The sequence below is a fragment of the Armatimonadota bacterium genome, from assembly GCA_016869025.1.
GTDB lineage: Bacteria > Sysuimicrobiota > Sysuimicrobiia > Sysuimicrobiales > Humicultoraceae > VGFA01.
In genome coordinates this window covers 1-12,710 of record VGFA01000013.1, presented here as the reverse complement: position 1 = coordinate 12,710, position 12,710 = coordinate 1, and the positions used below count along the sequence as shown (strand labels likewise).

Sequence of the window (12,710 nt, the reverse complement as noted above, 5' to 3'; positions counted from 1 at the left end):
GCATGCCGCTGCTTGTCAAGAACGGAGAGATCCTCACGGCTGATTCTCGCCACAGGGCCGACATCTTCGCAGAGGACGAAACGATCACGCGCATCGGGAAGGACCTCGAGGTCCCTCCTGGTACCGAGGTGGTGGATGCCGGCGGGCAGTATGTATTTCCCGGCTTCATAGACCCGCATGTCCACGCCTACCTCCCGTTCATGGGGACCTTCAGCAAGGACACACACGCCACCGCCAGCCAGGCGGCGCTGGTGGGAGGCACCACTACCTACATCGAGATGTGCTGCCCCTCCCGGGCCGAGGACGCCCTGGAGGGATACGCTCTGTGGAAGTCAAAGGCCGAGGGCCAGAGCGCCTGCGACTATTCCTTCCACATGTCGGTCGCCAAGTTCGACGATCGGACCGCCGCAGCGCTCCGCGAGATCGCCCTGGACGGCACCACGTCCTTCAAGGTCTTCCTGGCCTACAAGAACTTCCTCGGGGTTGATGACGATGAGCTGTTCAGGACGCTCGCGCTGGCCAGGGAGCTGGGCGTCATCGTTACGGCCCACTGCGAGAACGCGGAACTCGTTTTGCGCCTCCAGCAGCGGCTTCTTGCCGAGGGCAAGACCGGCCCCGAGTGGCACGAATCGAGCCGCCCAGAGGCGGTGGAGGCAGAGGGCACCCACCACTTCGCTACCTTCCTGGCCGCCACGGGTGCCCGCGGCTACGTGGTGCACCTCTCCTGTGAGCCGGCCCTGCGGGTCGCGCTGGGAGCCAAATCCCAGGGCGTGCCCATCCACATCGAGGCGGTCATCCCCCACCTGATCCTCGACAAGACCTTTGCCGAGCGGCCCGCGTTTGAAGGGGCCAAGTACGTGATGTCGCCGCCGCTGCGCGAGAGGCGGAACCAGCAGGCGCTTTGGAACGCCCTTGCGCATGGGTTCATTGATACCGTCGGTACTGACCACGCGCCCTTCGATTTCCAGGTCCAGAAAGAAATGGGCAGAGGGGACTTCACCAAGATCCCAAACGGCATTCCCGCCATCGAGGATCGCGTGAACCTGCTCTACACCTACGGGGTGAGCCGCGGTCACCTCGACATCCATCGGTTTGTGGACGCGGCCAGCACCCGCGCAGCCAAACTCTTTGGTCTGTTCCCCAGAAAGGGCACCATCGCCGTGGGAAGCGACGCCGATCTGGTCGTCTACGATCCCATCTACCGGGGCACGCTCTCGGCCAGGACGCAGGTCATGAACGTTGACTACAGCGCGTTCGAGGGTATGGAGATTGACGGACGGCCTTCCGCGGTCACGGTGCGGGGGAGGATCGCAGTCCGCGACGGCCGGTTCGTGGGCGATCCCGGTCGAGGCCGGTTCCTCAGGCGTGAGCCAGCGCATTCCTGATCAGGGCAAGGACGCGGAGGAGAAGAGGCGTGAAGGCGTTGAGCCCGGCACGCACCATCCAGGAACTCAAGGAGCTGCGGTCCCTCACTTCCGATGAGCACGGCGCGCAGCGCGTGGCCTTCACCGAGACCTGGGCCAGGGCCCGGGATTGGCTGAAGGACAGGATGGCCGACCTACCCGTTGATGTGCACAGGGACGAGGCCGGCAATCTCTGGGCGACCCTGGCGGGCGCATCGGAGAAGGCCCTCCTGATCGGTGGGCACATTGACTCCGTGCCCAATGGCGGCTGGCTGGACGGTTGCCTCAACGTGCTGGCAGGTCTCGAGGTGCTGCGCCGGATCCACGCCGAGTTTGGTGACAGGCCGCCGGTAACGGTACGCCTGGTGGACTGGGCAGATGAGGAGGGCGCCCGCTTTGGGCGCAGCCTCTTCGGCTCGAGTGCGGCCGCGGGGTGCCTGAACCCAGACGAGGTACGCGGCCTCACCGGCAGAGACGGCGTGGCCCTGCCCGATGCCCTCAATGCCTGCGGGCTCGACCTGGATCGTGTGACCGAGGCCCGAGGGGAGCTCCCGGGAGCCGCGGCCTACATCGAGCTGCACATCGAACAGGGGCCCGTTCTGGAGAGCCTGGGCCTGCCGCTGGGCGCGGTGACTGGCACGGTCGGCGTGGAGCGGCACACCGTCAGGTTCACAGGTCAGGCGGCACACTCAGGTTCCACGCCCATGGACAGGCGCCGGGACGCCTTCCTGGCGGCCGGCAGGATGGCCCAGGAGATCTACTCCATAGCCGCGCGGTGGGACGGGGTGTGCACAATCGGCAGTTGCACCACCCTGCCGGGCATCGTCACATCGGTGGTTGAGGAGTGTGTGATCAGCCTGGATCAGCGGCATCTGGACGCCGGGCGTCTGGCGCGGATGTGGCAGGAAGCACAGGATGCCGCCCGCCGGTTCGCCCAGGAGGGAAGCGTGGAGGTCGAGTTCGGCGATCTGTGGCGCATCGAGCCGGTCCCATTTCACCCCGAGCTCATCGAGCTTTGCGATGCGGCCATCAGGGAGACATGCGGCGCCGGGCACCGCCTCCCCAGCGGCCCTCTTCATGATGCGGCGGTGGTCGCCAGAGCCGGCGTGCCCACGGTGATGCTGTTCGTGCAGAGCCTGCAGGGCATCTCCCACAACAAGATCGAGGACACCAGGGAGGAGCACCTGGAACTGGCCGTCCGGGCCCTGGACCGCCTGGCTGCCAAGACCATGGGCTGGATACTCGAGCAAGGTTGAGTGGCGCGATGGAGGGGCGAAAGTTGGTAGAAGCAGAGGGTGGGCAGGTCTACCGGAACTTCATAGGCGGGCAGTGGCAGGCTCCAAGAGGGGCCCTCACGGTCCCCAACCGCAACCCGGCCACCGGCGAGACCCTGGGCCAGGTGCCGCTGTCAGGCCGCGAGGAGGCGCGGGAGGCGATCGAGGCCGCGCGCGAGGCGTTCCCGGGATGGCGCGACACCCCGGGCCCGGTGCGGGGGCGCATCCTCTTCCGTGCGCTGGAGATCTTCGATCGCGAGATCCCACGCCTCGCCGGGATTCTGACCCAGGAGGAAGGCAAGACGCTGACAGAGGCAACCGGCGAGCTGCAGCGCAGCCGCAACATCTTGGAATTCATCGCCGGCGAAGGCCGACGCCTGCGGGGCGAAACGCTTCCCAGCGAGCTGCCCAATACCTTCACCTACACCCGCCGCGACCCCCTGGGCGTGGTGAGTTTGATCACGCCGTGGAACTTCCCGGCCGCGATCCCGATCTGGAAGATGGCACCCGCGCTGGTCTGCGGCAACACCGTGGTCCTCAAGCCGGCGACGCTCGTGCCCTGGACCGCGACGATACTGGTCGAGATCTTTCACGAGGCCGGGCTGCCCCCAGGGGTCCTCAACATGGTGATCGGGCCGGGCAGCACCGTGGGCGATGAGATCGTGGCTCACGAGGCGGTTCGGGCTGTCTCGTTCACCGGGTCCAATGACGTGGGATCGCGGCTCTACGAACGCGCTGCGGTCCGCGGCATCCGCGTGCAGGCCGAGATGGGCGGTAAGAACCCGGTGGTGGTGCTGGACGACGCCGATCTCGACCTGGCCGTCGCCGGGACCGTACAGGGTGCCTACGGTTCCACCGGTCAGCGCTGCACCGCAACCAGCCGGGTGATCGTCACCCAGGGAATCGCCGATCGGTTCGTGGAGGCCGTGGCCGATCGGGCCTCGGCGCTGGTGGTGGGTGACGGGTCGGCCCCGACCTCCGAGATGGGTCCGCTGGTGGACGAATCGCAGGTGCAGAGCGTGCTGCGCGACATCGCCATCGGCCGGCAGGAAGGCGCGGCGCTGATCACTGGCGGTCACCGGCTCACCGACGGTGCCCTAGCCAAGGGGTGCTTCGTCGCGCCCACGGTGTTCGATCGCGTGACCCCGCATATGCGCATCTTCCAGGAAGAGATCTTCGGCCCGGTGCTGGCGGTCTGCCGGGTGCCGGACTTCTACGCCGCGGTGGAAGCCGCCAATGCCGTGCGCTATGGGCTGGCCTCGTCCATATATACCCGCGATCTGACCGCGGCCATGCGCTTCGTGGACCGCAGCGAGGTCGGTATCGTGCACGTCAACCAGCCCACGGTGGGTGGTGAAGCCCACCTGCCCTTCGGCGGCGCCAAGGCCACAGGCATCGGCCCGCGCGAGCAGGGGAGCGTGGCCGTAGACTTCTACACCGATCTCAAGGTTGTCTACCTTGACTACACAGGCGCGCGGCGCACGGGCAACCTCTATTGACAGGGCCTCGGTCCGTAGTTCTCGCCCTTTGAGTTGGGGAAGGTGGTGGCATGAACATGGTTGAGCAGACATCGGAGCATCAGGCAAAGCACGCCCGCTACGTGCTGACGCCCTGGTCGGCCCAGGCCGGGCTGCGGCCTCCTGCGATCGTCCGCGGGGAAGGGCGGTTCGTGTTCGACGCGGAGGGCAAGCGATACCTGGACTTCTCTTCGGGGTTGGTGTCGGTGAACCTGGGGCACGCGCACCCCAAGGTCGTGCGGGCGATGCAGGCCCAGGCCGAGCGTCTCTGCTACGCGGCACCGTCGTTCTTTCACGATGCACGGGCCGAACTTGCGCAATCCCTGATCGAACTGGCCCCATGGCCGGAGGAAGGCAGGGCGTTCTTCACCACCGGTGGAGCGGAGGCCAATGAGGATGCCATCAAGATGGCACGGCTCATCACCGGGCGGCCCAAGGTGCTTGCTTCCTACCGCTCATTCCACGGATCGAGCCACGGAGCAGCCACGCTCACCGGGGATGACCGCCGGTTCGCAGCAGAGCCCGGGATTCCCGGCGTGGTTCACTTCCTGGCCCCGTACCCCTACCGGAGTCCCTTCTTCACCGAGGAGCCCGCGGAAGAGACGCGGCGGGCCCTTGAGCACCTGGAGCTGATCCTGCTCAATGAAGATCCCCAGCGGATCGCCGCGCTCATCTTAGAACCGGTCGTAGGGACCAACGGCGTGATCGTGTACCCGGATGGGTACCTGGAGGGGGTTCGGAGGATCACGGAGCAGCACGGGATCATCCTAATCTTTGACGAGGTCATGACAGGATTTGGCCGCACCGGGGCGCCCTTTGCCGCACAACGCTTCGGGGTCACGCCAGACATGATCACCTTTGCCAAGGCCGTGACCTCCGCCTATGTGCCCCTGGGCGGAGTTCTGGTGCGCGAGTCCCTGGCCCGCCACTTCGACAACAACGTCCTCTGGTGCGGGCATACCTTCTCGGGCCACCCATTTGCGGTGGCCGTGGCCCTGGCGGTGCAGCAGGCCTACCGTGAGGAGGGCCTGCTCACACGGGCCCTTGAGGTGGAGGGCTGGCTGCGGTCCGCCCTGCGAGAGATCCACAACAAGCATGCCGTGGTGGGGGACGCACGAGGGTTGGGCGCGTTCTTCGCCCTGGAACTGGTGAGCGATAGAGAAAGCCGGGAGCCCTTGGTATCGCGATACGGAGGGGATCCGACGCCGCTCCGGGAGTTTCACGCGACCCTGAGGAGGCGCGGCGTCTGTGTCTTCGGGCGGTACAACATCCTCCTCATCGCTCCTCCCCTCAATGTTGCACGCGACGAGGTGGACCTGGGCGTGGAGGCCCTCCACGAGGGCCTGGCGGACCTCGCGCGCAAGGTCGGAGGCCAGACCAGGTAGGCTCCCGCGTATCGGCAGTTCGGCCGGTCAGGTCTGCCTGGCCGAGACCTCGGGCATCACCTGAAGCAAGATCACCGATGCCAGGATGATGGCAGCCCCGGCAATCCCCCTGCCGGTGAGCGTCTCTCCGATGAGGGCCGCCGCGACCGCGGTGGCGACCACCGGTTCGATCGTGGCCGTCAGGCTCGCGGCCCTGCTGTCTATGAACCGCAGACCGTACAGGAACAGGCCGAACGGCACAAGGGAGGCGGCCACAACGATGAACGCTATCATGCCCCACTCGGCCGCGCTGTACGGCCGCAGGTAGGCCTGCCACGGTGGCACCAACAGACTCCACAGGACGGCGCCGGTGCCCAGCGCGTACAGGAGCATCTCCCACGAGCCGGTTGTGCGCGCCCGCGACCGGCCTACAAGAACCCACGCCGCGAATCCAAAGGCCGAGGCGATGCCGGTAGCCAGCGCCGCCGGTGTGACCGCCAGGCCTCCAGGGCCCACAACGAGCAGGTACGCACCGCCGATCGTGCCCGACACGGATAGCGCCTGGATGGCGGTTAGCCGCTCCCTGTGCAGCGCCATCCCGTAGGCCACGACAAGCGCGGGCGCGGTGTACTGTAGAAAGATGGCCGTGGCCACATCGGCGAGGCTGATCGTAAGGTAGTACGTGGACTGCGCGAGGACCATCGCCGCGCCGAGCGGCAAGAGCCGGAGGACCTCGGCGCGGGGCAGCCGGACCGGCCTACGCCTGATCCAGAAGATGGCGAGGGTGAGGGCGAAGGCCGCGGTCAGCCGGATCTCGACGAGAGCCAGCGGGTCCACCCTCCCGGAGAAGAGCGACTTGGCAACAACGCCCGAGATGCCCCACAGTGCCGCGGCCGTGAGCACCGCCGCATATCCACGCCAGCGCATCTACGCCACGACCCGCCACCATGCCCAGCAGAACCCGGTCAACGCGTCGGCGCCGGAGGTCTCGCCGATGAGGAGAATCCGCCGGGCCGCCGCGCGAGCGGCGTCCGGTCCCTGGCCGATGCCACGCACCAGCCCGTGCCAGGGTTCCGAAGCCCAACCTTGCCGGGCTGTCACCAGGTAGGCGGCGCTGATGCGCGTGGTGTGTGGGACCGCGGCGTTGACCAGTAGATCCCGAACCCGCGACGCACCTCCGGCCGGTGCGGCCAACCTGGGCCACAGGGTTATCGCGTGCATGATACCGGTCAAGAGATCGTCCCCTGACGGCGTCAATCCTGGGCCGCGGCCAGCGATCTGCGCGGCGGCCGCGTGGGCCGCCGCATCGGAACTGCCTTCTCCTGACAGGAGCGCGGCGATCGCATCCAGCCCACAGGCGAGCGCTTCCGGAAAGCCACCCCCTGCCGCTACACTCCTCGCCGTAATGCCTGACTGGGATCTGCGGGCACGGAGCTCGTCCACGACCGCCTCACGCACGTTCTTCATCGCGACCGGCGCCAGGTCATTGGGCAGGGAGGGCAGCGCCGGATCCCAGACGCGGGCGTACCCGAGGTCTACCCCGGTCTGCCCGATCCGCAGTACGCCGTCCCGGAGGACGACCCGCTCCCCAGGGGTGGCCGTCTTCACTGCAGAGAACTCGCTCAGCCCAATCGTCAATGGTCCAGGGTCGAGTTCGGCAGCAGCAGCCGCGACTATGCAGCCGTCCATCTCCAGATAGGCGCTGCGCTCGAACGAGGCCAGAACGGTCCCCGCCGCCTCACGGTGACGCAGGCCCGCCAGCGGCGCGGCGATGAGAAGGGCGGCGATGGGATCGGCCCGCGGGGGAAGGGTCATGCCCCGGCGGTCTTCACCGCTTCCCCGATCGCCGCGTATCCCGTACACCGACACAGGTGCCCGCCCATCATCTCGCGGATCAACTCGTCCGAGGGCCGGGGATGATCGCGCAGCAGGGCGGTCGCGCTCATCAAGAACCCGGGCGTACAGAAGCCGCACTGGAGCGCGTGGTGGTCCATGAACGCCTGCTGCAGAGGCGAGAGCGCTTCGGGCGTGCCCAGCGCCTCGACAGTGGTGACCTCGGCGCCGTCGGCCTGCACCGCGAACAGGAGGCAGGACCTGACCGGCCGGCCGTCCAGCAGCACCGTGCACGCTCCGCAGACGCCGTGCTCGCATCCGACGTGCGTTCCGGTCAGCCCCAGGTCCTCGCGCAGGAAGTCGGCCAGGGTGCGCCGCACCTCGACCGTTCGGGTGACCTCGCTGCCATTGACGCGCACGTGGATCTGCGCCTGGCTCACCGGAATCCTGCGTCTGGTGCGCATCATCGTCGCTCCCTGGTCCTATTGGCTGCCTGCAACATGGCCCGGCCTGCCAGCACGCCGGCGGCGTGCCTGCGGTAGTCCGCGGTGGCGTGGATGTCGGTGGGGGGGTCGAGGTTGTCCTGGACGATGCGCGCCATCTCGGCAACGGACGGACCAGGAACCTGCTGTCCCAGAAGCGCCTGCTCGGCCTGTGGGATGCGCACAGGTCCAGGTCCCACGCCGGTGAAGACCAACTGCGCTTCGGTGCAGCGGCCATCGCCGTCGAGCCGCAGGACCGCTGCCACGCCGGCCAGGGCGAAGTCGCCGTGGCGCCTGGCGATCTCGACAAACGCCCATCCGGCGTCCGGCAGCAACGCGGGCAGCCGCACTTCGGTCAGCAGCTCGTCGGGCTCCAGGGCGGTGGTCAGGTATCCCGTGAAGAACTGCTCGCTGTTGAGCACGCGCTCCCCGCGCACACTGGCAAGCACGAAGTGGGCGTCCAGTGCCGCGGCCGCCGCGGGCAGCTCAGAGGACGGATCGGCGTGTGCCAGACTCCCGCCGATCGTGCCGCGCGCGCGGATCTGCGGGTGCGCGATGCAGCGGACGGCCTCTGCCAGCAGGGGGACCCGGGCGACAACGAGTCGGTGGGCCTCCACCGTACGCTGGCGCGTCATGGCGCCGATCGCGAGTCCCCCGTTGTAGGGACGGATGAAGGCCAGATCCCTTATCCGGTTCAGATCCACCAGTACCGCCGGGCGCGCCAGGCGCATCGCCAGCAGCGGCACCAGACTCTGCCCGCCGGCCAAGGCCTTGGCTTCAACGCCGTACTCGCTCAAGGCCTCCAGCGCTTCAAGGCGCCTGCGGGGCGCGAGGTATTCGAAGGGTGCTGGCTTCACGAGTGCACGCTCCGATCTTCCGCCGGGGCTTCTGCGCCGCGCAGCATCTCCAGCAGGAGGCTGTGCGACAGCGGCATCTCTGCGACTCTCGTGCCCAGGGCGTCGTCCAGTGCCGAGGCGAAGACCGCCGCGGCCGGGATCACACCTGCCTCACCCGCGCCCTTCACGCCCAACGGGTTGAGCGGGGACGGGGTCTCGACGTGCCCGATCTCGGCCCTTGGCACCTCGGCCGCGGTCGGCAGCAGGTAGTCCATGAAGGTCTGCGTCAGGAGCTGGCCGTCCTCGTCGTAGACAAGTCTCTCGTAGAGGGCGCCGCCGATTCCCTGGGCCACGCCGCCCTGGATCTGTCCGTCCAGGATCATCGGGTTGATCACGGTGCCGCAGTCGTGGACAACCACGTACCGCTCTACGCGCACCGCGCCTGTATCCCTGTCCACCTCTACGATCGCAGCGTGACACCCGCCGGCGAAGCTCCCCCGAGGCGGCGCGAAGTAGCGCGCGGCTTCCAGCCCCGGACCTTCCCATTCCTTTGGGATGGTTCCGCGGAGCGGGTTGGCCGCAGTCGCTACCTCGCCCAGCGTCACCGACCGCGCCGGCGCTCCGCGTACGAAGATCTTACCCCCGGCGAGTTCGAGGTCGTCCGTACTTGCCTCCAGGAGCCCGGAGGCGACCGTGAGGGCCTTCTCCCGCACCGCCTGGCCCGCGAGCGCCACCGCGCTTCCCGCCACCACTGCCGAGCGGCTTGCGAACGTCCCTGTGCCCCATCCGAACGCCGCTGTGTCGCCGGTGGTGACCGTGACGTCGCGCACGTCCACGCCCAGTGCGTCCGCGATGATCTGGGCGAACACGGTGAAGTGCCCCTGGCCCTGTGTGCCCACGCTCGTCGCCGCGAAGACCTTGCCCGTCGGCTCGACCGTGATCCGGCATCCTTCGTATGGACCGATGCCGGTGCCTTCCACGTACAGGGCAAGGCCGAGGCCCAACGTTCTGCCTTCTCTGCGCGCCTCGGCCTGCTGCTGTGGCCATTGGGCGTACCCGATCATCCCGAGGGTCTTCTCGAGTACCGCCGGGTAGTTACCGCTGTCGTAGATGAGCGGCGCGTTGTCCTGGTAGATCAGCCCGGTGTCGTAGGGGAACTCGTCGGGCTGTATCAGGTTGCGCCGGCGGACCTCGGCGCGATCAACCCCCAGCTCCCGCGCCACCCTGTCCATCAGGCGCTCCATGATGAAGACGCCATGGGGTCGGCCTGCCCCGCGGTAAGGGCTCACCTGGGTCTTGTTTGTGAACACCGCCTTGAACTCACAGTGGTAGTTGGGAATCCTGTAGGGACCGACCAGCGTTGTGCTGGCGACGATGGGCACGATCAGCCCGTAGGCGATGTAGGCGCCCGCATCGTGTAGGAAGACGGTCCGCACGCCCAGGATCCGGCCCTCGCCGTCCACCGCGATCTCGACGTCGTGGATCTGTTCCCGTTCCTGGTTTGTGGCCACGAAGTTCTCGCGCCGGTCCTCGATCCACTTGACCGGCCGGTTCAGGCGCATCGCGGCCAGCGGCACCAGGATCTCCTCGGGGTAGAACATCATGATCTTGGGCCCGAAACCGCCGCCCACGTCGGGTGCGATCACCCTTACGTTGTTCTGGGGGAGGCCGAACAGCCGCGCCAGGCCGTTCCGGATCGGGATCGGAGACTGCGTGGAGTCGTAGATCACCAGGTTGCGCATGCGCCCGTCCCAGATCGCCACGACCCCGCGGGTCTCCATGGAGGCGGCCGTGCCCCGGTCCATGCGGATCCTCTCGCGGAAGACACGCGGAGCGCTGGCGAACGCACCCTCGGGGTCGCCCACGCGCTGGGTGTAGTGCGCGGCCACGTTGGTGCCGGCATCCTCATGGACCAGAGGGCCGTCAGGCCCGGCCGCGGTTTCCAGGTCCACAACGGCAGGGAGCGGGTCGTACTCAACCTCGATGGCTTCCAGGGCGTCCTCGGCCAGGTAGCGACTCTCTGCTACCACGAACGCCACCGGCTCGCCCACGTGACGGACAATGTCCGCGGCCAGCGCCACCTGGGTCTTGTGGTGGATCAGGGTGGGATGGGGGATGAGCCTGGGTAGCGGATCCCCCAGCGGCGGCGGCAGGTCTGCGTGGGTGTAGACCGCGGCCACGCCGGGCATTGCCCTGGCCTTGGAGGCGTCAATCCGCACAACCCGCGCGCGGGCATGAGGGCTTCGGAGCACGGCCCCGTGGAGCAGATTTGGGGGATGGATGTCGTCCACATAGGAGCCCCTGCCGGTCAGCAGCCGGGGATCCTCGACCCGCCGGATCCGTTCGCCGAACCACCGCGTCCCCATCTTGTGCGCCTCCAACACCACCGCCTGCCGGATTGCCCGGGACCGCTGCGGAATGTCGAGCCAAAAAGGGAGTAACAGTGTCTTCGCGGCGCACAAACTGCGCTCCTGCCCTGCAGCAGTGCGTCCGGTCGGGCGGAGGAGGGACCGGCGCGCCGGCGAACCTACGGTGGGAATGCCTCTTGGAGGTGACGGCGGTGGCAAGAGCGATGAAGTTCATCTTTGGGCACGATAGGGAGGGAGAGGTTCGGGAGCTGCTTCTTGAGCACCTGGACAAGGTCGGCGAGTGCGTGGCGCGGGCCCGAACCGTCATGGACGACTACCTGGCCGGCCGGATCGAAGAGGCCAAGGCAGGAGCGATCGAGGTGGATCACCTGGAGACCGACGCGGACCAGATGCGGCGCTCGGTGGTTGACCTGCTGTACCGGGGGGCGTTTCTGCCGATCTTCCGGTCCGACATCCACGAGTTCGTCGAACGGATGGACATGATCGCCGATGCCGCCGAGGTGATGTGCGACTTCCTGCTGGGCCAGCGCCCCGAGATTCCCTCGGAGTACGCGGAGCACATCCATCAGATCCAGGAGCAGACCCAGGTGGCCTATGCCGCCCTGCACGATGCCGTGACGAACTTCTTCTCGACCCCTGATCAACGGGTGATCCGCGACAGCCTGACCAAGCTCGGCGTTACCGAATCACTCATTGACGGCATCGAGTGGAAGATGACCCGGCAGATCTTCACCTCTGACCTTCCCCTGGCCGGTAAGACCCACCTGAAGCAGTTCCTTGAGACACTGACCGAGATGTCCGACGAGATGGAGGACGCGGGCGACCGTCTTGAGGCACTGATCATCGGCCTGAAGATCTAGACATGATCGCACTGCTGCCCGCCCTCTACCTCGGCTGGGGGATCGGGGCCAACGACGCCGCCAACGCCTTCGGCCCCCAGATCGGCGCCAACATCATCGCCTACCGCCGTGCGATTGTCCTGGCGGCGATCTTCGCCCTCCTGGGCGCGGTCCTGGAGGGGGAGAAGGTATTCCCAACGCTGGGGCGCCTTACCAGTCTGACGTTGGAGATAAGCATCGTCGCCGCGCTGGCGGCCGGCATCACGGCCCACGTGATGACCAGGCTCGGGCTGCCCATCTCGACCTCCCATTCCATCTTCGGCGCGCTGATTGCAGCGGGTCTGTATGCGGGGAAGGGCTTCGATCCGGTGATCGCTGCGCGGATGGTGGCCTCGATGGTGACCGCGCCCATCGGCGCCGGGATCGCCGCTTACCTCCTCCATCGGCTGCTTGCCCGGGTGGCGGCAGGGAAACTCGGCGGGGGGCTGCTCTTTGGCCGTGCCGTGCGCTACTCCGCGGTGGTGGTGGGTTGCTACGCGGCGTACGCGCTGGGCTCCAACAACGTCGGCAACGCGATGGCCCCGTTTGTGGCAGTGGGGGTGATAAGCCCTGCCGCCGGGGCTGCGCTGGGCGGGGTGGCCATCGCCGCCGGCGTGCTCACCTACAGCCGGAACGTTGTCATGCTGGTCGGCAAGCAGATCACGGCGTTGGACCCGATCACCGCGCTGGTGGCGGCGCTGGCCACGGCGGTCACGGTCCACATGTTCACCCAGCTCAGGATCCCGGTGTCCAC

Annotated in this window: 11 protein-coding genes; 6 read left to right on the top strand and 5 right to left on the bottom strand. The window is 67.5% G+C overall.

All coding sequences use genetic code 11. The annotated features are described in order from the left end of the window. Positions 1–2 precede the first annotated feature (2 nt). The 4 genes from hydA to FJX73_08115 are packed head-to-tail and all read left to right on the top strand — an operon-like array spanning position 3 to position 5,579. Complete coding sequence (gene hydA, locus FJX73_08130) at positions 3–1,385, top strand: dihydropyrimidinase (GenBank protein ID MBM3470741.1); 1,383 nt, start codon at positions 3–5, stop codon at positions 1,383–1,385. A 29-nt stretch (positions 1,386–1,414) separates the two neighbouring features. Beyond that, complete coding sequence (locus tag FJX73_08125) at positions 1,415–2,659, top strand: M20 family metallo-hydrolase (protein MBM3470740.1); 1,245 nt, start codon at positions 1,415–1,417, stop codon at positions 2,657–2,659. Between the two features lie 8 nt (positions 2,660–2,667). After that, positions 2,668–4,176, top strand: a complete 1,509-nt coding sequence (locus tag FJX73_08120) for an aldehyde dehydrogenase family protein (GenBank protein MBM3470739.1) — start codon at positions 2,668–2,670, stop codon at positions 4,174–4,176. 56 nt (positions 4,177–4,232) lie between these two features. Then, positions 4,233–5,579, top strand: coding sequence for an aminotransferase class III-fold pyridoxal phosphate-dependent enzyme (locus FJX73_08115; protein ID MBM3470738.1), 1,347 nt, complete (start codon positions 4,233–4,235; stop codon positions 5,577–5,579). Positions 5,580–5,606: 27 nt separating this feature from the next. Here FJX73_08115 and FJX73_08110 read toward each other — a convergent pair whose 3' ends face one another. The 5 genes from FJX73_08110 to FJX73_08090 are packed head-to-tail and all read right to left on the bottom strand — an operon-like array spanning position 5,607 to position 11,075. After that, positions 5,607–6,485: an EamA family transporter gene (locus tag FJX73_08110; protein MBM3470737.1), complete on the bottom strand. Its 879-nt coding sequence runs from the start codon at positions 6,483–6,485 to the stop codon at positions 5,607–5,609. After that, complete coding sequence (locus tag FJX73_08105; GenBank protein MBM3470736.1) at positions 6,486–7,373, bottom strand: DUF2877 domain-containing protein; 888 nt, start codon at positions 7,371–7,373, stop codon at positions 6,486–6,488. Further along, on the bottom strand, positions 7,370–7,831 hold the full coding sequence (locus FJX73_08100; protein MBM3470735.1) for a (2Fe-2S)-binding protein: 462 nt from the start codon (positions 7,829–7,831) through the stop codon (positions 7,370–7,372). Before FJX73_08100 ends, FJX73_08105 begins: the two co-directional genes overlap by 4 nt. A 23-nt stretch (positions 7,832–7,854) precedes the next feature. After that, complete coding sequence (locus FJX73_08095) at positions 7,855–8,730, bottom strand: xanthine dehydrogenase family protein subunit M (protein MBM3470734.1); 876 nt, start codon at positions 8,728–8,730, stop codon at positions 7,855–7,857. Further along, positions 8,727–11,075, bottom strand: coding sequence for a xanthine dehydrogenase family protein (locus FJX73_08090; protein ID MBM3470733.1), 2,349 nt, complete (start codon positions 11,073–11,075; stop codon positions 8,727–8,729). Before FJX73_08090 ends, FJX73_08095 begins: the two co-directional genes overlap by 4 nt. 194 nt (positions 11,076–11,269) lie before the next feature. On the opposite strand from FJX73_08090, the gene FJX73_08085 reads away from it, so the two are divergent. Both FJX73_08085 and FJX73_08080 read left to right on the top strand, forming a co-directional pair. Beyond that, positions 11,270–11,938, top strand: a complete 669-nt coding sequence (locus FJX73_08085) for a DUF47 family protein (protein ID MBM3470732.1) — start codon at positions 11,270–11,272, stop codon at positions 11,936–11,938. A gap of 2 nt (positions 11,939–11,940) precedes the next feature. Next, on the top strand, positions 11,941–12,710 hold a 770-nt coding region (locus FJX73_08080), incomplete at its 3' end, for an inorganic phosphate transporter (GenBank protein MBM3470731.1).